At 52.3% G+C, this 16,573-nt stretch carries 19 protein-coding genes; 8 read left to right on the top strand and 11 right to left on the bottom strand.

The window, feature by feature from the left end; genetic code table 11:
• Positions 1–104: 104 nt before the first annotated feature.
• The 3 genes from ABDW13_RS15470 to lpxP form a co-directional block, all read right to left on the bottom strand.
• Positions 105–1,247, bottom strand: coding sequence for an alanine racemase (locus ABDW13_RS15470; protein WP_343553462.1), 1,143 nt, complete (start codon positions 1,245–1,247; stop codon positions 105–107).
• Between the two features lie 188 nt (positions 1,248–1,435).
• Complete coding sequence (locus tag ABDW13_RS15465) at positions 1,436–2,890, bottom strand: efflux transporter outer membrane subunit (RefSeq protein WP_343553447.1); 1,455 nt, start codon at positions 2,888–2,890, stop codon at positions 1,436–1,438.
• Between the two features lie 138 nt (positions 2,891–3,028).
• Entirely contained in the window at positions 3,029–3,952 is a 924-nt protein-coding gene (lpxP, locus tag ABDW13_RS15460; protein ID WP_343553446.1) for a kdo(2)-lipid IV(A) palmitoleoyltransferase, read from the bottom strand.
• A gap of 663 nt (positions 3,953–4,615) precedes the next feature.
• On the opposite strand from lpxP, the gene ABDW13_RS15455 reads away from it, so the two are divergent.
• Positions 4,616–5,128 (top strand): DUF2778 domain-containing protein, encoded by a 513-nt coding sequence (locus ABDW13_RS15455; protein ID WP_343553445.1) that lies wholly within the window; start codon positions 4,616–4,618, stop codon positions 5,126–5,128.
• A 395-nt stretch (positions 5,129–5,523) separates the two neighbouring features.
• Here ABDW13_RS15455 and ABDW13_RS15450 read toward each other — a convergent pair whose 3' ends face one another.
• Both ABDW13_RS15450 and ABDW13_RS15445 read right to left on the bottom strand, forming a co-directional pair.
• Positions 5,524–6,006, bottom strand: coding sequence for an Hcp family type VI secretion system effector (locus tag ABDW13_RS15450; protein WP_343553461.1), 483 nt, complete (start codon positions 6,004–6,006; stop codon positions 5,524–5,526).
• Positions 6,007–6,273: 267 nt separating this feature from the next.
• Positions 6,274–7,137, bottom strand: coding sequence for a YicC/YloC family endoribonuclease (locus ABDW13_RS15445; RefSeq protein ID WP_343553444.1), 864 nt, complete (start codon positions 7,135–7,137; stop codon positions 6,274–6,276).
• Positions 7,138–7,283: 146 nt separating this feature from the next.
• Here ABDW13_RS15445 and ABDW13_RS15440 point away from each other — a divergent pair, with 146 nt between their 5' ends.
• On the top strand, positions 7,284–7,727 hold the full coding sequence (locus ABDW13_RS15440) for a DUF3574 domain-containing protein (RefSeq protein WP_343553443.1): 444 nt from the start codon (positions 7,284–7,286) through the stop codon (positions 7,725–7,727).
• 31 nt (positions 7,728–7,758) lie between these two features.
• Here ABDW13_RS15440 and ABDW13_RS15435 read toward each other — a convergent pair whose 3' ends face one another.
• On the bottom strand, positions 7,759–8,943 hold the full coding sequence (locus ABDW13_RS15435; protein ID WP_343553442.1) for a nucleoside transporter C-terminal domain-containing protein: 1,185 nt from the start codon (positions 8,941–8,943) through the stop codon (positions 7,759–7,761).
• Between the two features lie 144 nt (positions 8,944–9,087).
• Here ABDW13_RS15435 and rph point away from each other — a divergent pair, with 144 nt between their 5' ends.
• The gene (gene rph / locus ABDW13_RS15430; protein ID WP_343553441.1) at positions 9,088–9,804 is read left to right on the top strand and encodes a ribonuclease PH; all 717 of its coding nucleotides are present in this window, start codon (positions 9,088–9,090) and stop codon (positions 9,802–9,804) included.
• Positions 9,805–9,853: 49 nt separating this feature from the next.
• Entirely contained in the window at positions 9,854–10,495 is a 642-nt protein-coding gene (gene pyrE, locus ABDW13_RS15425) for an orotate phosphoribosyltransferase (RefSeq protein WP_343553440.1), read from the top strand.
• A gap of 65 nt (positions 10,496–10,560) precedes the next feature.
• Here pyrE and slmA read toward each other — a convergent pair whose 3' ends face one another.
• The 3 genes from slmA to coaBC all read right to left on the bottom strand — a co-directional run bounded on the left by slmA (position 10,561) and on the right by coaBC (position 12,930).
• Positions 10,561–11,157, bottom strand: coding sequence for a nucleoid occlusion factor SlmA (gene slmA, locus ABDW13_RS15420; protein ID WP_343553439.1), 597 nt, complete (start codon positions 11,155–11,157; stop codon positions 10,561–10,563).
• Positions 11,158–11,273: 116 nt separating this feature from the next.
• Positions 11,274–11,732: a dUTP diphosphatase gene (gene dut, locus ABDW13_RS15415; protein ID WP_176972264.1), complete on the bottom strand. Its 459-nt coding sequence runs from the start codon at positions 11,730–11,732 to the stop codon at positions 11,274–11,276.
• Positions 11,710–12,930, bottom strand: a complete 1,221-nt coding sequence (gene coaBC / locus ABDW13_RS15410) for a bifunctional phosphopantothenoylcysteine decarboxylase/phosphopantothenate--cysteine ligase CoaBC (RefSeq protein WP_343553438.1) — start codon at positions 12,928–12,930, stop codon at positions 11,710–11,712. The genes dut and coaBC overlap by 23 nt, the downstream gene beginning before the upstream one ends.
• A 190-nt stretch (positions 12,931–13,120) precedes the next feature.
• On the opposite strand from coaBC, the gene radC reads away from it, so the two are divergent.
• From radC to mutM, 4 genes are all read left to right on the top strand, one after another.
• Complete coding sequence (radC, locus tag ABDW13_RS15405) at positions 13,121–13,777, top strand: DNA repair protein RadC (RefSeq protein ID WP_343553437.1); 657 nt, start codon at positions 13,121–13,123, stop codon at positions 13,775–13,777.
• Positions 13,778–14,019: 242 nt separating this feature from the next.
• Complete coding sequence (rpmB, locus tag ABDW13_RS15400) at positions 14,020–14,256, top strand: 50S ribosomal protein L28 (protein ID WP_007885297.1); 237 nt, start codon at positions 14,020–14,022, stop codon at positions 14,254–14,256.
• Positions 14,257–14,267: 11 nt separating this feature from the next.
• Positions 14,268–14,435 carry a 50S ribosomal protein L33 gene (rpmG, locus tag ABDW13_RS15395; RefSeq protein ID WP_001051798.1) on the top strand — a complete coding sequence of 56 codons (168 nt, stop codon included), beginning with the start codon at positions 14,268–14,270 and terminating at the stop codon, positions 14,433–14,435.
• A 69-nt stretch (positions 14,436–14,504) separates the two neighbouring features.
• Positions 14,505–15,314, top strand: a complete 810-nt coding sequence (gene mutM / locus ABDW13_RS15390) for a bifunctional DNA-formamidopyrimidine glycosylase/DNA-(apurinic or apyrimidinic site) lyase (protein WP_343553436.1) — start codon at positions 14,505–14,507, stop codon at positions 15,312–15,314.
• Here mutM and coaD read toward each other — a convergent pair whose 3' ends face one another.
• Positions 15,315–15,800 carry a pantetheine-phosphate adenylyltransferase gene (coaD, locus tag ABDW13_RS15385; RefSeq protein WP_343553435.1) on the bottom strand — a complete coding sequence of 162 codons (486 nt, stop codon included), beginning with the start codon at positions 15,798–15,800 and terminating at the stop codon, positions 15,315–15,317.
• Positions 15,797–16,573 (bottom strand): glycosyltransferase family 2 protein, encoded by a 777-nt coding sequence (locus ABDW13_RS15380; protein ID WP_343553434.1) that lies wholly within the window; start codon positions 16,571–16,573, stop codon positions 15,797–15,799. The genes coaD and ABDW13_RS15380 overlap by 4 nt, the downstream gene beginning before the upstream one ends.

Here is a 16,573-nt window from a genome sequence, read left to right as displayed (position 1 = left end):
CCTGATGAGTGGACAAAAAGCCATTAAAGCACGCTGAAACCGGGCTGCAAACGGCCCGGTGATGGAAGTGTGGGACAACAGTGGTTTCCGTGAAACCGCTGCAATTAAGTAAACAAGCCACGTCCTTCAATACACTTCACGCTGGATGAACCCTCTCCTTCACGCAGTACGAAATGATTTGACTGGGCAACCACCGCACAGCTGTGGTTAGGGAAGATGCGCAGCAACGCGCCAACCGGCGGAGCCTGATCGTTATATTGCAGGAAGCCATGCTCTTCGGAGAGCTTAAGCACTTCGTACTGATTACCGTGCTCATCCACGGCGATGCCAAACCCGCTGGCATTGGTGCCGTGCGGGCCTTTGTCGGAACTGAGCATCTTGGAACCGGCATCAACAATCGCAAAATGTGGATTTACCGCCACCACGCGCGTCACCACGCTTAACGCCAGTGCATCCGGCGAGCACAATCCCAAACGCCATGCCGTAAGATCGAGCAACGCGTAATTACCTGGGCGAATTTCATCGCTGCCATGCGCCACGGGGGCGGCTAACGCAGTAGGCGTTGAGCCAACAGAAATCGGGCAGAATGCAAATCCGGCGGCGAGGACGCGCTGTTGTACATCGCGCATCAGCGCGATCTCTTGCTGAGCGACTTCTGCTATTGCGGCTGGATTGCCCGCGCCGTAAGCATGACCGGCGTGAGAGACCAATCCAGCAAACGGCAGCCCAGCATTTTGGATCTGTTGCGCTAAGGTGATGGCCGCATCGCTATGGGGCTCAACGCCAACGCGATGCAAGCCAACATCCACTTTGATCGCCACTGCCAGCTGACATTGCGGTTGGCGTTGATGCGCGGCGGCAATCGCCGCCACACCTGCCGCGCAATCGGCGATACAGGTAATGCGCGCATGATGTTTTTCTGCGGTCGCCAACAGCTCTGTCAACGTATCGGCATGGACAATCGGATAAGCCAGCAGCAAATCGCTTTCGCCACCACGAATAAACGGCTCGCCTTCGCTAGGTTTAGAAACGGTAATACCGCGCGCACCCAAATTGCGTTGCTGCTCGGCTATCCACACGCTTTTGTGGGTTTTGATATGCGGGCGCAGCGTGACGCCAGCGGCATCGGCTTTTTGCTGCATCTGTTGCAGATTGCGCATCAGGCGCGATTGATCAATTTCGAGGTAAGGCGTGAGGTGATCGGCAAATAAAGGCCGCAACCAGCCAGCCTCAATATTCTGTTCCATCATAATAGTCCGCAGGTAATTACACAGTGCGGACTATGATTCATGAACGAGCAGCAGATTGCCAGCCGATCGCATATTCCGTAGCGGCGCGATTTATCGCGCTTTTTTGAATTTCTTCAATGCTTCAACATTGCGCAATAAATTGCGCCGCTACAAACTGTGCGTGTTACGACTTCCGCACATCAAGTCTAACCTTTGACAACAGCGCCATTCTGCTGGAATCCACCACCCAAATCTTCAATCAACACCACGGCGAGATTGATCTGCTGCGCCTTCAGCGCCACCAGTTTCTGGTCAGAAGCGATGAGCTGGTTCTGAATCGTCAACACATCCAGATACGGACGCAATCCCGCGGTATATTCGCGATTTAAGTCGTTCCATGCGCTGTGAATCAACTGGTTGGCGCTGTCCTGCTGCGCCAGCTGATCCTGAATCGACTGCAACTGTGTGATGGTGTCGCTGATATTGCCCAGAGAACCAATCAGCAGCTTGTTATATTGCGCCACCGCCAGATCCCAATTGGCATCACTTTCTGCTAAATCCGCGCGGCGTTGGCCGGCATCAAAAATCGGCAGCGACAAACTCGGACCAACGTTAAAGAACTGGCTTGGCGCACCAAAGAAGGCGTCGCCCAGCAGCGACTTAGTGCCTGCTTCCGCCACTAAGTTAATGTTGGGATAGAACTCGGTTTTAGTCGCAGCAATCTGTTTCGAGGCGGCTTCAACGCGCCAGCGTGCGGCCACCACATCCGGACGGCGTCCTAACAACTCAGCGGGAATCGCGTTCGGTAGCATTGCCGCAACCGGCACATTCATTTTCGCTGGCTTCAGTTGATGCCAATAATCCGGACCTTTACCAATCAACGTTGAAAGCTGAATACCGGCATCGGTAATGCTCTGTTTGGCCTGCGTTAAATCAGCCTGCGCAGTTTTCTGCTGTGACAGCGCCTGCTTATATTGATAATCCGAGGTCAATCCCGCGCTGACGTACTGCTGCTGGATTTTGGCGATGCCATCGGCGCGATCAACATTCTGCTGCGCCAGTTCTGCGTTGTTCCACGCCAAATTGAGGTTATTCCACGCGCGTGTGACGTTGGCGGCAAGCGTGAGCTGGCTTGCCTGACGATCCAGCTCGCTGGCGCGTGCCTGTCCCAACGCGGCTTCAGCGGCATCTTTTTTGCCACCCCACAAATCAAAGGTGTAGCTCAATCCAACACTGGCGGTGCGCAAGGTGCTGTAGCTTTTACCTTCTAGCAGCGGATCATCCACTTTTGCCACGCGCGAGCGGGTAATTCCGGCATTGAGATCGACATCCGGATAACGCTCCGCATCGGCAGCAATCACCTGCGCATTGGCTTTATCCGCCTGCGCGTTAACCACCTGTAAATCTGGGCTAGACGCCATCGCGTCGTTAATCAGTTGATTAAGTTGATGATCGTCAAAGCTTTGCCACCAAGCCGTTTTCGGCCAGTTGGCCGCACTGAAATGGGCATGTTGCAGCGATTGATTCGCTTGCAGCGTGTTGGCATCCAGCAAGGTGTTTTGGGTGTGTAAGCCATGCGGATTGGCACAGCCGACCAGCAGCGCGCTGGTAATGGCAATCGCGAGCAGCGCGCGCGGTTTGGCAGTAAAAAGCAGAGTCATGGTTTTGGTCAAAGAGAGAGTAAGACCGCTATTACAAGAGGCGGTGCAAATTTTGACAAACCTGTTTTTCGTTAAGAATGGTTGTGAAATGTGTGCGGAGAAAATGAGCAGCAGACGAATGCCTGCTGCATCAGAAGATTAGATATAAAGCGAGGCTTCACCCGGTGGACGGGTTTTAAAGCGGCGATGCAGCCACAGATATTGATCCGGTGCGCGCAGGATCTCTTTCTCAATCACTCTGTTCATATAAGCTGCTGCCGCAGATTCATCTTCATACGGATAACCTTCTAGCTCGGGCTGGATAATCAGCTGATAACCGCTATTGTCCTGATTACGAATCAGCACGATGGTCAACATAGCCGGTTTCGCCAGGCGCGACAGCACAAAGGTGCCATTGGTGGTCGCCGCTTGTTTAACCGCAAACAGCGGAGCAAACACGCTGCCTTTCGGGCCGTAATCCTGGTCAGGTGCGAACCAAACGGCTTCACCTTTTTTCAGCGCCTGCACCATGCCGCGCAGATCGCGGCGATCAATCATCGCTTTGTTAGAACGCATACGACCTTTGGTTTGCGCCCACTCCATCGCCTGATTGTTGTGCGGGCGATACATCGCCATCATCGGTTGGCACAAACCCGTGATGCGGCCGCCGAGTTCCAGCGACATAAAATGCACGCCGATCACCATCACGCCGCGCTGGTGGCTTTGCGCCTGCTGCAAATTATGCATTCCGCTGACCTGGAAATAGCGGCGCACGCGCGCATCAGACCAGAACCAGGCGATGCCGGTTTCCGCCAGCGCCATGCCTAGCGAGGCAAAGTTACCGGCAATCATCGCTTCTTTCTGTTCTTCATCAATATTGGGGAAGCACAGCTCGATATTACGGCGCGTGATGCGCTCGCGACGCTTGAGGAAGTGACGAGACAAAGTGCCCGCACCCGCACCAAGCCGGATCAGAATAGGGTAGGGAAGTTGCACCAACAGCCACAGCACACCCAGACCAAACCAGGTAAACCAATAGCGGGGATGCAAGAGAGTAGAACGGAACTGCCGGGATTTCGTCATAACGCCTTCATGTCGGGAAAAAATGTATCGCGCAAAGAAGAAGGTCCATGAGTTCCTGGCGGTACAACTGTTCTAATTACGACCAGTAGATTAACAAATAGTGCCGTCAAAGAAACGCAATCTCCACAATCTTTAGGATTAAGTGAACTCATGGTTAAGGCGACTATTAGCGTGTTAATCACTATTTTTATTAATTTAACCTTAGTAAACAGAGGTTTATTTTCGGAATGATCTGAGGTTTTCCTGCGGCAACAGCGCGCTTATCTGCGTGATAGAAATGAATTTTTATCATTGCTGACAAAAGATTTACGCTAACGGCCGAAAACATCATGCCATTAGTTTCGCCACGCCTAGGGAAAGTTCGTATCGATAGTGCGAACTTTCCTGCCAACATCGTAATGCGTTTGGTTTGCCAGTTGCTTCGAGCCAACTTGATCCCTATGAAGCTTCTCTCCTATCTATGGTGCATCATCATTTTGCATGACCAGATAACAGATGTTACGAGTTAGTCTTATGCCTTTTAACTCTCGTTACGCACCGGAACCAATTTTAACCATTTCGAGGACATCCTGGAAATGGTCTGTGACCACTTGATGACTGCTTTCAAATACCACACTTATCCATATAATAAACAGGGTTTATTAAAATGGAGACGGGCGACGGATGGCTATACAAGGGAAGTTTATTTTGAATGGTGCAGATATAGCGCCTCTGACGATCTACGGTGTAGGTACGTTTATGGCTTTCTCTGGCCAGCAAAACTACATCAACAAAGGCGGGTGCGCGCACATAAAAAGTTTGGGGCCAACACCACCGGGGAATTACTACATAGTTGATCGTCCTTGGGGAAGTCCTGGAAATATACTACGCGCAGCAGCAGCTGACATAGCTCTATCAATCAAGCGCGGCACAATCGTCGATCATTATGAATGGTTCGCTCTCTACAGAGACGATGGAATCATAGATGATGACACGTTTTATGAAGGCGTATGGCGTGGAAATTTTAGATTGCATCCTGGTCAAGTGTCAGAAGGTTGTATAACTCTGGTACATCGTACCGATTTTTACAGAATTAAAACGGCTATTTTGAACCAGCCTCAATTTGATATACCGGGGACAAAAATTAAATCTTATGGAAAAATTGAGGTTATCAGTAATGGGACGGTCTGCTCTTAGTTTTTTATGGTTTATAGTTTTTGTTGCCGTATTCATATGTATGGCGAGGATTGACTATTACTTTAGCCTGAGCGAAAACTATAGAAACGCAGAGTTTATATACCAGTTAGCAAATTTATTAGACGTTTTCCCCGATGGAGAATCGATGATGAATTTCAAAGAATGGGTTTTATTGCACGCATTAATAATAGCGGCGTTACTTCCATTCTCCATGATTCGAATCGCAGCAGAATGTGTGATAAGAAAATGCAGCTCATTTATGGTGATCACAAAAAGATGGTTGCAATATTACATTAAACTTAATGTAATTGTGATTATCTCAATGATATTGTTAAACTTGGTTGTTGAAGTACTAGACCGGATTTAATGCGAATAGGGGCGTTGGCCCCTTAATTTTATCTCTCATTCCATGAATCAGAGTGTTGTACGTTTCCGTCACAATATTTGTGTGTGATTTTCTCGTACATTAATGCAACCGATTCTGTGTGATTCGCTCCACTCAGCCCTGACATTTTGGTATTGGGCATTCCCGGATTAAACGAAATAACGGTGACGCCTTCTAACAGCATGTTGTAGTACTCTTGTTCCTGACCGGCATCATTGATGCGATACCATTTAAATTCTGCCGATTGAAGTTTCTGGCCGGTGGTTACAGCCTTGAACAGGTAAGGGCTAGATGAATCGAAATCCTTCTCGAAGGATATTGGGGCATGTTTACGCTTGCCCGTTGCTTTGCCTGTTTGAGAATCTACAGGGAGCGTGATCGCATGTGAAAAACCGATTACCTCTACGCTGCTTTCTCTGTCCTGCACATCAACACTGCCTCTAATCAGTGCACCACCATCATCTTTAAGCCACAGATAAGCTGGAATTGGCATATTCATTCGTCCTTTAATTGTTAATCCATTAGGTGCAATCAGATACACCCATAAGTACCCTTGTTTATTGTATGGTTAATGGGGTGTGGCTTCAAACTTAGTTGATATAAAGAACACGATTTGATGGCTCAATTACAGGATGCAGTAATTAAAAGTATCCTTATATGAACATATATTTACACAAGCAAGACATGGCTAATCTGAGGATATAATAAAGCCCGATTCTAAACGGGCTTTGTTGAGGGCGTGAAAATTTTATGAGTGGAATTACTCAATATTCTGGATTTGCTCACGCATCTGCTCGATCAACACTTTAAGCTCAATCGCTGATGTGGTGATCTCAGCATTAATTGATTTTGAAGCCAGCGTGTTCGATTCGCGGTTGAACTCTTGCATCATAAAGTCGAGGCGACGGCCAACGGCTTCTTTCTTCTTCAGGATGTTGTAGGTCTCTTTGACGTGCGCATCGAGGCGATCCAGCTCTTCAGCCACATCGGTGCGCTGCGCCATCATCACCAGTTCTTGCTCGAGGCGATTGTTTTCCAGCTGCACTTCGGCTTCTTCCAGCTTGGTTAACAGGCGCTCGCGCTGCCATTTGATCACTTCTGGCATCTGCGCACGCACTTTGCTCACTTCTTGCGAGACGCCTTCCAGACGCTGTTCGATCATGCCTTTCAGCGCGGTGCCTTCACTTTCACGTGCTTCGATGAAGTCATCCAATGCGCCATCCAGCGCCACCAGCAACTCAGCATTAATCGCGTCGAGATCCTGCTCTTGCGCAGACATCACGCCCGGCCAACGCAGAATATCCAGCGGATTGATCGCACCTTCATCGCTCTGCATCTTCACCCAGTTGGCGGCTTGAACCAGCTGTTTCGCCAGTGATTCGTTCAACTGCAATTCGCCTTGCGCGCTGGCATCGGCGTCATAACGCAGATAGCACTCGATTTTGCCGCGCGTCAGGCGATTACGGATGCGCTCGCGGATGACTGGCTCCAGGCCACGAAATTGTTCCGGCAGACGGATGTAGGTTTCCAGATAGCGCTGGTTCACCGAGCGGATTTCCCAGGCGGCGCTGCCCCAGTGGCCTTTGGCTTCGCGGCGGGCGTAAGCGGTCATACTGCGGATCATAGTCGTCTTCTCATTTTCAGAAATGTTGGGTGAAGTATAGCGAGGCAGACTCTACGCTAACAGGCATAAGCGCAATAACAAAAAATTACCGCTTTTAGCAGCAGGCACTTATGCTTAGCGCTGGTTCACTCTTGAGGATGATAGTGATGTTCCGCTCTGTGGCTTTACCGATTTTACTGACGTTCTTGCTGGCTGGATGCCAGGCACCTTCAACATCGCTGGAACACATTCCACCCAACACCGCACCGGTAGCGGTGTGTGGCTCTGGCGATATCATGATGCAAACCACCTTGTGGTTTGGCATGAACAAACCGAAAGGCGGCACGGTGAGTAGCCTGGAATGGCAGCAATTTGTCGATAACGATGTGACGCCGCGCTTCAAAGAAGGCTTGTCAGTTTATGACGCCAAAGGTCAGTGGCTGGGGGATAACGGCAAATTGGCGCGCGAAAACAGCAAGGCGCTGATGCTTATTCACAATCCCGATCGCAGCAGCTCAGACAGCATCAACGCATTGCGAGACATCTACAAAAAGCGCTTCGAGCAGGAATCAGTCATGCGGGTGGATTCGTTAGTGTGCGTGGCGTTTTGAAGAGTGGGCGCGCCAATGCGCGCCACATGATTTAGATAAACAGCCCAGCAAACGCCGCCGACAGCAAACTCACCAGCGTAGAGCCGTAAACCAGTTTCCAGCCGTAGCGCGATACCACATTGCCCTGTTTCTCATTCAGCCCTTTGATGGCACCGGCAACGATGCCAATCGAGGCGAAGTTAGCGAATGAAACCAGGAACACCGAAAGAATGCCAAGCCCGCGTGGCGTCATTTCCGCCGCAACTTTCTTCAGCTCAATCATCGCCACAAACTCATTTGCCACCAATTTGGTCGCCATAATGCTGGCGGCTTGGAATGCATCCGCCGAAGGAATGCCGACCAGCCACGCAAACGGATAGAACACGTAACCAAGCAGATGCTGGAAGCTGTAGCCAAACACCAGTTCGAACAAAGCGTTGATTGCGGCAATCAGCGCGATAAAGCCAATCAACATCGCCAAAATGATCATCGCCACTTTGAAACCGGCGAGAATGTATTCGCCCAACATTTCAAAGAAACTCTGCTCTTCATGCAGCTTATCCAGCGCAATGTGTTCTTCATTCTCTGGGCGCGTCGGGTTGATGATCGACAAGATAATAAAGGTGCTGAACATGTTGAGCAGCAGCGCAGCGACCACAAATTTGGCGTCAATCATCGACATGTAAGCGCCGACAATCGACAGCGAAACTGTCGACATCGCGGTTGCTGCCATGGTGTACATGCGCGGCGCGGAGATATCGCCCAGAATGCCTTTATAGGCTATGAAGTTCTCAGACTGGCCGAGAATCAAGGTGCTGACGGCGTTAAACGACTCCAGCTTGCCCATGCCATTCACTTTCGACAGCAGCGTGCCGACCGCGCGAATCAGCAGCGGTAAAATGCGCCAATGCTGCAAGATGCCGATCAGTGCGGAGATAAATACAATCGGGCACAACACGCCAAGGAAAATAAACGCCAGACCTTGTTCGGCCATATTGCCAAAGACAAAGTTGGTGCCTTGCGCGGCGTAAGTTAATAGCACTTCAAAGAAGCCGCCCACCGCTGTTACCACCGATTGGCCGCCTGCTGAATGCAGGAAGAACCAACCTAATGCGGCTTCGACAATCAATAACTGAATAATAAAGCGCGGACGAATGCGTTTGCGGTCATGGCTGACCAATAGCGCAAGGGCAAAGATCACCACCAGCGCCAGCAGGAAATGGAGTATCGCTGTCATCATTTATCTTTTTAAGTGAGGAAAGGCGCATTTAGCCACAGCCGCCACAGAATTTCATCCGCGATTGTGCCGCACGCGGGCAGGACAGCCGCTGCCGAAGTCCGTATAATGCGCAGCCAAACCTAAGCAAGCCGGAGAGAAACCATGCGTCCAGCAGGCCGTAGTGCATCTGATACACGTCCCGTCACCATCACGCGTCACTACACCAAACATGCAGAAGGCTCTGTCCTCATCGAGTTCGGTGAAACCAAAGTGCTGTGCACCGCAACCGTCGAAGAAGGCGTGCCGCGTTTCCTCAAAGGCAAAGGTCAAGGCTGGATCACCGCAGAATACGGCATGCTGCCGCGTTCTACCCACAGTCGCATGGCGCGTGAAGCCGCCAAAGGTAAGCAAGGCGGACGTACGCTGGAGATTCAACGTCTGATCGCCCGTTCACTGCGCGCCGCAGTCGATCTGGATGCGTTGGGTGAGTTCACCATCACGCTGGATTGCGATGTGATTCAAGCCGATGGCGGCACGCGTACCGCATCGATCACCGGTGCTTGCGTGGCGTTGGCCGATGCGCTGAATGCGTTAGTTGCAGCTGGTAAATTGAAAGCCAGCCCGCTGAAAGGCATGGTGGCGGCGATTTCTGTCGGCATCGTTGACGGTGAAGCGCTGTGCGATCTGGAATATGTCGAAGATTCCGCCGCAGAAACCGACATGAATGTGGTGATGACCGAAGATGGCCGCATGATTGAAGTGCAGGGCACCGCAGAAGGCGAGCCGTTCAGCCACGAAGAGTTATTGCAGCTGCTGGCGCTGGCGCGAGGCGGCATTGAGCAGTTGATTCAGGCGCAGAAAGCAGCACTAACTAATTGATGTAACAGGCGACCATAGAGTCGCCTTTTCTTTATTCGAGGAGCAAGAAATGAAAGCCTGGCAGCGTCAGTTTATTGAATTCGCCCTGAACAAAGGGGTGCTGAAATTTGGTGAGTTCACCCTGAAATCAGGTCGTAAAAGCCCGTATTTCTTCAACGCAGGTTTATTTAATAGCGGTCGCGATTTAGCGCTGTTGGGTCGTTTTTACGCGCAAGCGCTGGTGGATGGCGGCGTTGATTTCGATCTGCTGTTTGGCCCGGCGTACAAAGGCATTCCAATTGCCACCACCACGGCGGTAGCGCTGGCCGATCATCACGAACGCGACGTGCCTTACTGCTTCAACCGTAAAGAAGCCAAAGATCACGGCGAGGGTGGATTGCTGGTGGGTAGCCCGCTGCAAGGCAAAGTGATGTTGGTGGATGACGTGATCACCGCGGGCACCGCGATTCGTGAATCAATGGATATCATCAGTGCGCACAACGCGACGTTAGCGGGTGTGTTGATTTCGTTGGATCGTCAGGAACGTGGTCGCAGCGATATTTCGGCGATTCAGGAAGTGGAGCGCGACTATAAATGCAAAGTCACCGCGATCATTACCTTGGCTGAGCTGATTGATTATTTGGAAGAGAAGCCGGAGATGGCCGATCACCTGGCGAAAGTGCGCGCTTATCGTAAAGAGTACGGGATTTAAATGAGGTGAGGGACGGTGCGCGCTGTCCCTCACCCTAGCCCTCTCCCGCAGGCGGGAGAGGGAACTTAAACCAGCTGCGCAGCCATCAGCGGCCAGCGGCTGTCGAAATCCGCGGTGGGACGATAACGGAATTCCGAGCGTACATAGCGCGACAATAACCCTTCGCAGAACGCCAGCAGTTGGCTCGCCAGCAAGGTTTCATCCGTCTGGAAACCTTCACCATCACGCATTTTCTTCTCACGCATCACCTGACGCAGCTGCACTTCAATACGCTCGAACAGTTGGTTGATACGTCCTTGCAAACGATCCTGTTCAAACATCAGCGCGTGGCCGGTCAAAATACGCGTCAGCCCCGGATTACGCTCACCAAATCCCAGCAGCAGCTGCACGATTAAACGTAAACGTGCCAGCGTCTCTTTTTCATCTTTCAGGATTAGATTGATGCGGGTAATCAGACTGTCTTCAATAAACTCGATCAGGCTGTCGAACATGCGGGTTTTACTGGGGAAATGGCGATACAGCGCCGCTTCCGATACGCCCACATTGGCGGCCAGCTTCGCGGTGGTGATGCGCTGACTGCCATCGCTCGACTCCAGCATTTGCGCCAGCGCCTGCAAAATCTCTTCGCGACGATTCCGTTTCGCGACTTTTTTTTCTGCCATGACCTTCAACACCCCTGAAATTCACCAAAAACAGGCAATACCGCCTCATCTGCCACAGACATAGCGGCCTGTGGCGACAAGAAATAAAAAGATGGCTATGCGAAAAGTGTTGCGTGTTACTGACGGCCTGAATGGCCGAAGCCGCCCGCGCCGCGATCGCTGGTGTCAAAGTCTTCCACCAGATTGAACTCGGCCTGGACCACCGGTACGAAGACCAGCTGCGCCAAACGATCGCCAGGTTGCAGCGTGAAGCTGTCCTGACCACGGTTCCATACTGAAACCATCAATTGGCCTTGGTAATCAGAGTCGATCAAACCCACCAGGTTACCCAGCACGATGCCATGTTTATGGCCCAAGCCGGAGCGCGGCAGAATCACCGCGGCAAGGCTTGGATCGGCAATGTGAATCGCCAGGCCAGTTGGCACCAGCGTGGTCATGCCCGGTGCGATTTCCAGGGCGTCATCCAGGCAAGCGCGCAAGTCAAGGCCGGCTGAACCAGAGGTTGCATAGGTTGGCAGCGGGAATTCGTTGCCAACACGTGCATCAAGAATTTTAACGTCGATTTTTTTCATCATAACGGCTGACAATCTCGTCTATTAATTGTTGGCCAAGGAGCGTCTTATCACTGAGCGGTAAGACTTTTTCTCCTTCCTGCCAAAAAAGGTGAAGAGCATTGGTGTCGCTATTGAATCCCTGTCCAGCTTGCGCTACATCGTTGGCGCAAATCAGATCCAGGTTTTTTCGCACCCGTTTTTGCCGCGCGTATTCTTCCACATTCTGGGTTTCGGCAGCAAATCCGACAACGTAGGGGCGATTTTTTTGCAACGCCGCCACGCCTGCGACAATGTCAGGGTTCTTCACCAACTGAAGTGTGACGCTATCGTCGCCACCCTGTTTTTTAATTTTCTCTGCGGCAATCGTGGCCGCCCGGTAGTCTGCCACGGCTGCGCTGGCAATGAAAATATGTTGTTGCCCGATTTGCGCCATCACGGCGGCTTCCATATCCAATGCGCTATCAACATCAATACGTTGCACGCCAGCCGGTGTTGGCAGCGTGACCGGACCCGCCACTAACGTCACCTTGGCACCGCGCTTGGCCGCCGCCGCCGCAATGGCAAAACCCATCTTGCCGGAGCTGTGATTGCTGATATAGCGCACCGGGTCCAGCGCTTCACGGGTTGGACCGGCGGTGATCATAATGTTGAGATGTTGCAGATCGTTGACGGGCGCGGCCCATTCCAGCGCATGTGCGACAATCGCCAGCGGATCAAGCATACGGCCAGGTCCGATATCGCCGCACGCCTGGCTGCCGCTGTCTGGACCCCAAATCAGCACGCCGCGTTGATGCAGGCGCTGCAAATTCTCTTGCGTGATGGCGGCGCGATACATTTGCTGATTCATCGCCGGCACGATAGCTAAAGGCGCGTCACTGGCGAGACAAGCTGTCGTCACCAGATCATTTGCCATCCCTGCGGTGACACGCGCAATCAGATCGGCGGTGGCGGGCGCCAACACAATTAAATCGGCCCATTTTGCCAGTTCGATATGGCCCATCGCCGCTTCGGCCGCCGGGTCGAGCAGATCATCAAACACCGGATAACCGGAAACCGCTTGCAGGCTCAATGGCGTAATAAACGCTTTGGCGGCTTCCGTCATCATTACGCGGACATCGGCGCCGCGATCGCGCAATCGGCGCACCAACTCTGGCGCTTTATAGGCGGCAATGCCACCGCTTACGCCCAGCAGAATTTTCTTTCCGGCTAATCCCGTCATGTTCTTTGCCTCAACTCAAAGCAGGTTGCCGCGTCAGGAGCGGCAGATGCAGGCAACTTTATCACAAAATCCGCATGTCGCCTTTTCACTGCCTGCGCCCTTTGCGAGGCGTCTCTGAAATCCTGCTTAACAGGCTGGTGCGGATTGAAATAGACGCGCAGTATCGCCGCAACGCAGGGAGGAGAAGCCGATGACGGAACTGGCACCACGGGAAAAGCTGATGTTAATGGGCGCAGAAATGCTCAGTGATGCCGAATTGCTGGCGATTTTTTTACGCACCGGAATTCGCGGCACCAGCGTGATGTTGCTGGCTCAACAAATGCTGAATGAGTTTGGCTCGTTATATCGCATCATGACCGCTAATAAAGAGGAGCTTGGGCAAGTGAAAGGTGTGGGCGGCGCCAAAATGACACAGCTTTATGCTATTGCCGAATTGGGGCGGCGCTTCTTTGCCAGCCAGCTTGCTCGTGAAAACGTGATGGAGAATCCTCAGGTGACGCGTCAATATCTGCAAAGCGTGCTGGCACATCAGGAACGAGAAGTGTTTATGGCGCTGTTTCTGGATAATCAGCATCGCGTACTCCAGGCGCAGAAGATGTTTTCAGGATCGATTGCCAGCGTGGAAGTGCATCCGCGAGAAATTGTGCGTGAAGCGTTGAAACTCAACGCGGCGGCGGTAATCCTCGCGCACAATCATCCTTCAGGAATTGCCGAACCGAGCCGCGCCGACCGCGATATTACCGGCAAAGTCGGCCAGGCCTGTGCGTTGCTGAATATTCGTTTACTTGATCATTTGGTGATCGGTCACGGCGAGTTTACCTCTTTCGCCGAGCGCGGTTGGTTGTAATTCAGCGGTGCGATTGAACAGAAATAGGCCACTTTTGCGCGATCCAGAGGGATCTTTATCTGTTCGGGACTTGAGCACACCGGCTGAGCGGCGTATACTACGCCACCTTTGAGAATCTCGGGTTTGGCGTTTGGGTCAGCTTAGCGGGTTCACATGGAACTCGCCTGGCGGGCTAAGGCCTGACGAGGCGGCCAAAACCTAGTTTTTAAAGCTCGAGCTTATTTGATTTTTGGAGAATAGAAATGTCACGAGTCTGCCAGGTAACTGGAAAGCGTCCGGTGACGGGTAACAACCGTTCCCACGCAATGAACGCGACGAAACGCCGTTTCCTGCCGAACCTGCACTCTCACCGTTTCTGGGTTGAGAGCGAAAAGCGCTTCGTTACTCTGCGTGTATCTGCTAAAGGTATGCGTGTTATTGATAAAAAGGGCATCGATACGGTCTTGACCGAAATCCGCGCCCGTGGTGAGAAGTACTAAGGAACTGAATCATGGCTAAAGGTATTCGTGAGAAGATCAAGCTGGTTTCCTCTGCTGGTACAGGTCACTTCTATACCACCACGAAGAACAAACGTACTAAACCAGAGAAATTAGAACTGAAAAAGTTCGATCCGGTTGTACGTCAGCACGTGATCTACAAAGAAGCTAAAATTAAGTAATTTTAGTGTTCTTAGAAAAACCCGGCTCCGGCCGGGTTTTTTGTTTCTGCGATTCGTTGAGGAGATGAGATGCCTGAATTACCTGAGGTAGAAACCAGTCGACGCGGTATCGAACCCCACTTGGTGGGCGCGACGATTTTGCACGCGATTGTGCGCAATCCCCGTTTGCGCTGGCCGGTATCGCATGAAATCCACGCGTTAAGCGATCAGCCGGTATTAAGCGTGCAGCGTCGCGCCAAATATCTGCTGCTGGAGCTGCCGCATGGCTGGATCATCATTCACCTCGGCATGTCAGGCAGCTTACGCGTACTGCCTGGCGAACAACCGGCAGCCAAACATGACCACGTCGACTTGGTGATGAGCAACGGCAAAGTGCTGCGCTATACCGACCCACGCCGCTTTGGTGCCTGGCTGTGGAGCAATGACCTCGACGGCAGCAGCGTATTGGCGCATCTCGGCCCAGAACCGTTGAGTGACGAATTTGATGGTGCCTATCTGTTTGAGAAGTCACGCGGCAAACGCACGGTGATTAAACAGTGGCTGATGGATAACAAAGTGGTGGTCGGCGTCGGCAATATCTACGCCAGCGAATCGCTGTTTACCGCCGGGATCTTGCCCGATCGATCGGCGATGAGTTTGAGCCAGGAAGACGCGGAATTGTTGGTCAACACCATCAAAGCGGTGTTACTACGTTCGATTGAGCAGGGTGGCACCACGTTACGTGATTTCTTGCAAACTGATGGCAAGCCGGGCTACTTCGCGCAGGAGTTGCAGGTTTATGGTCGTGCTGGCGAACCTTGCCGCGCGTGCGGCACGCCGATTGTCAGCGGAAAACATGGTCAGCGCAGCACCTTCTGGTGCCCACGCTGCCAGCACTAATTACGGTTGCGCCAGGCGCGCCAGCAATGCTTGATGCACCACGGCAGGCAGAAATGCCTGCACATCACCGGCATGGCGCGCCACTTCTTTGACCAATGAAGAAGAGACGAACGAGAAACCTTCGGATGGCATCAGGAACACGCTTTCGAGGGTTGGCAGCAAATGACGATTCATCTGCGCCAACTGCAGTTCATATTCGAAATCTGAAACCGCACGCAAGCCGCGCACCAGCACATTGGCGTTCTGCGCCTTGGCAAAGTTCGCCATCAAATCGCTAAATCCCACCACTTCAACATTCGGCAGATGCGCAATAACCTGACGCGCCATATCCACGCGCTCATCTAGGGTGAACAGCGGCTTTTTGCTTGGGCTGGCAGCAATGGCCACCACAATGCGGTCAAACATCTGCGCCGCGCGCGTCACAATATCCAGATGACCCAAAGTGAAGGGATCAAAGGTGCCGGGATAAATCGCTTTCGTGCTCATACGCGACCTTGTGTTGAGGTGTGATTTAGCGCCCACAGCGCCGAGTATTTGTTGAAAGTGTACTGCGCGTTAACTACCGCCAGAATCCAGCCCTGTTTCCCATCGAGAAAACCGGCGCGCAGCAGCAGCGTTTTTACAAACGCCCCAATCGTGTGGCTAAAAACAGAGAACACGCCACAGCGTTTACCGCGCTGGAAACGCTCTTGCGCCCAGGCTTCGGCATAGTTCATCTGCTTGCGTTGGAAGGCAATCAAATCACGGCAGGTGAGATGTTGCAGATCGCCTGGCAGCTTCACCACCGGCGCACCTTGCGTCTCCAGTGATTCATGTACCAGGTTATCGTTGTAGTTGAGCTGGCGCGGATAAAGACGCATCACGCGATCGGGATACCAGCCGCTGTGGCGCATAAAGCGGCCAAGAAACAGATTACTGCGACCCAGGCTATAAACGGTGTTGGAGGCGGGTTGCAGCAAAACCTGCTCAATCGCCTGACGCAATTCTGGCGTAACGCGCTCGTCGGCGTCGATCATCAAAATCATATCGCCAGTCGCGAACGCCTGCGCACGCTGGCGCTGCTTGCCAAATCCGTCCCAACTTTCCGCCTGATAAACCTGCGCGCCATGCTCGCGGGCAACGCTGATGGTGTTATCGCTGCTGCCGGAGTCCAGCAGCACAATTTCATCGGCCCAGCTTACGGAAGCCAGCGCCTCGGGCAGCAGTTCAGCTTCGTTTTTGGCGATCATCACCACGGAGAGACGTTGGCGTTGCGACAT

The organism is Pantoea sp. (assembly GCF_039594315.1).
Taxonomy (GTDB): domain Bacteria; phylum Pseudomonadota; class Gammaproteobacteria; order Enterobacterales; family Enterobacteriaceae; genus Pantoea.
The sequence above is the reverse complement of the archived record's forward strand: the minus strand, read 5'-3'. Positions and strand labels throughout refer to the sequence as shown.

Excerpts from the sequence above, each read along its gene's own strand:
- ABDW13_RS15470 (WP_343553462.1), bottom strand. The coding sequence starts at position 1,247 with ATGGAACAGAATATTGAGGCTGGCTGGTTGCGGCCTTTATTTGCCGAT.
- ABDW13_RS15465 (WP_343553447.1), bottom strand. The coding sequence starts at position 2,890 with ATGACTCTGCTTTTTACTGCCAAACCGCGCGCGCTGCTCGCGATTGCC.
- lpxP (WP_343553446.1), bottom strand. The coding sequence starts at position 3,952 with ATGACGAAATCCCGGCAGTTCCGTTCTACTCTCTTGCATCCCCGCTAT.
- ABDW13_RS15455 (WP_343553445.1), top strand. The coding sequence starts at position 4,616 with ATGGCTATACAAGGGAAGTTTATTTTGAATGGTGCAGATATAGCGCCT.
- ABDW13_RS15450 (WP_343553461.1), bottom strand. The coding sequence starts at position 6,006 with ATGCCAATTCCAGCTTATCTGTGGCTTAAAGATGATGGTGGTGCACTG.
- ABDW13_RS15445 (WP_343553444.1), bottom strand. The coding sequence starts at position 7,137 with ATGATCCGCAGTATGACCGCTTACGCCCGCCGCGAAGCCAAAGGCCAC.
- ABDW13_RS15440 (WP_343553443.1), top strand. The coding sequence starts at position 7,284 with ATGTTCCGCTCTGTGGCTTTACCGATTTTACTGACGTTCTTGCTGGCT.
- ABDW13_RS15435 (WP_343553442.1), bottom strand. The coding sequence starts at position 8,943 with ATGACAGCGATACTCCATTTCCTGCTGGCGCTGGTGGTGATCTTTGCC.
- rph (WP_343553441.1), top strand. The coding sequence starts at position 9,088 with ATGCGTCCAGCAGGCCGTAGTGCATCTGATACACGTCCCGTCACCATC.
- pyrE (WP_343553440.1), top strand. The coding sequence starts at position 9,854 with ATGAAAGCCTGGCAGCGTCAGTTTATTGAATTCGCCCTGAACAAAGGG.
- slmA (WP_343553439.1), bottom strand. The coding sequence starts at position 11,157 with ATGGCAGAAAAAAAAGTCGCGAAACGGAATCGTCGCGAAGAGATTTTG.
- dut (WP_176972264.1), bottom strand. The coding sequence starts at position 11,732 with ATGATGAAAAAAATCGACGTTAAAATTCTTGATGCACGTGTTGGCAAC.
- coaBC (WP_343553438.1), bottom strand. The coding sequence starts at position 12,930 with ATGACGGGATTAGCCGGAAAGAAAATTCTGCTGGGCGTAAGCGGTGGC.
- radC (WP_343553437.1), top strand. The coding sequence starts at position 13,121 with ATGACGGAACTGGCACCACGGGAAAAGCTGATGTTAATGGGCGCAGAA.
- rpmB (WP_007885297.1), top strand. The coding sequence starts at position 14,020 with ATGTCACGAGTCTGCCAGGTAACTGGAAAGCGTCCGGTGACGGGTAAC.
- rpmG (WP_001051798.1), top strand. The coding sequence starts at position 14,268 with ATGGCTAAAGGTATTCGTGAGAAGATCAAGCTGGTTTCCTCTGCTGGT.
- mutM (WP_343553436.1), top strand. The coding sequence starts at position 14,505 with ATGCCTGAATTACCTGAGGTAGAAACCAGTCGACGCGGTATCGAACCC.
- coaD (WP_343553435.1), bottom strand. The coding sequence starts at position 15,800 with ATGAGCACGAAAGCGATTTATCCCGGCACCTTTGATCCCTTCACTTTG.
- ABDW13_RS15380 (WP_343553434.1), bottom strand. The coding sequence starts at position 16,573 with ATGTCGCAACGCCAACGTCTCTCCGTGGTGATGATCGCCAAAAACGAA.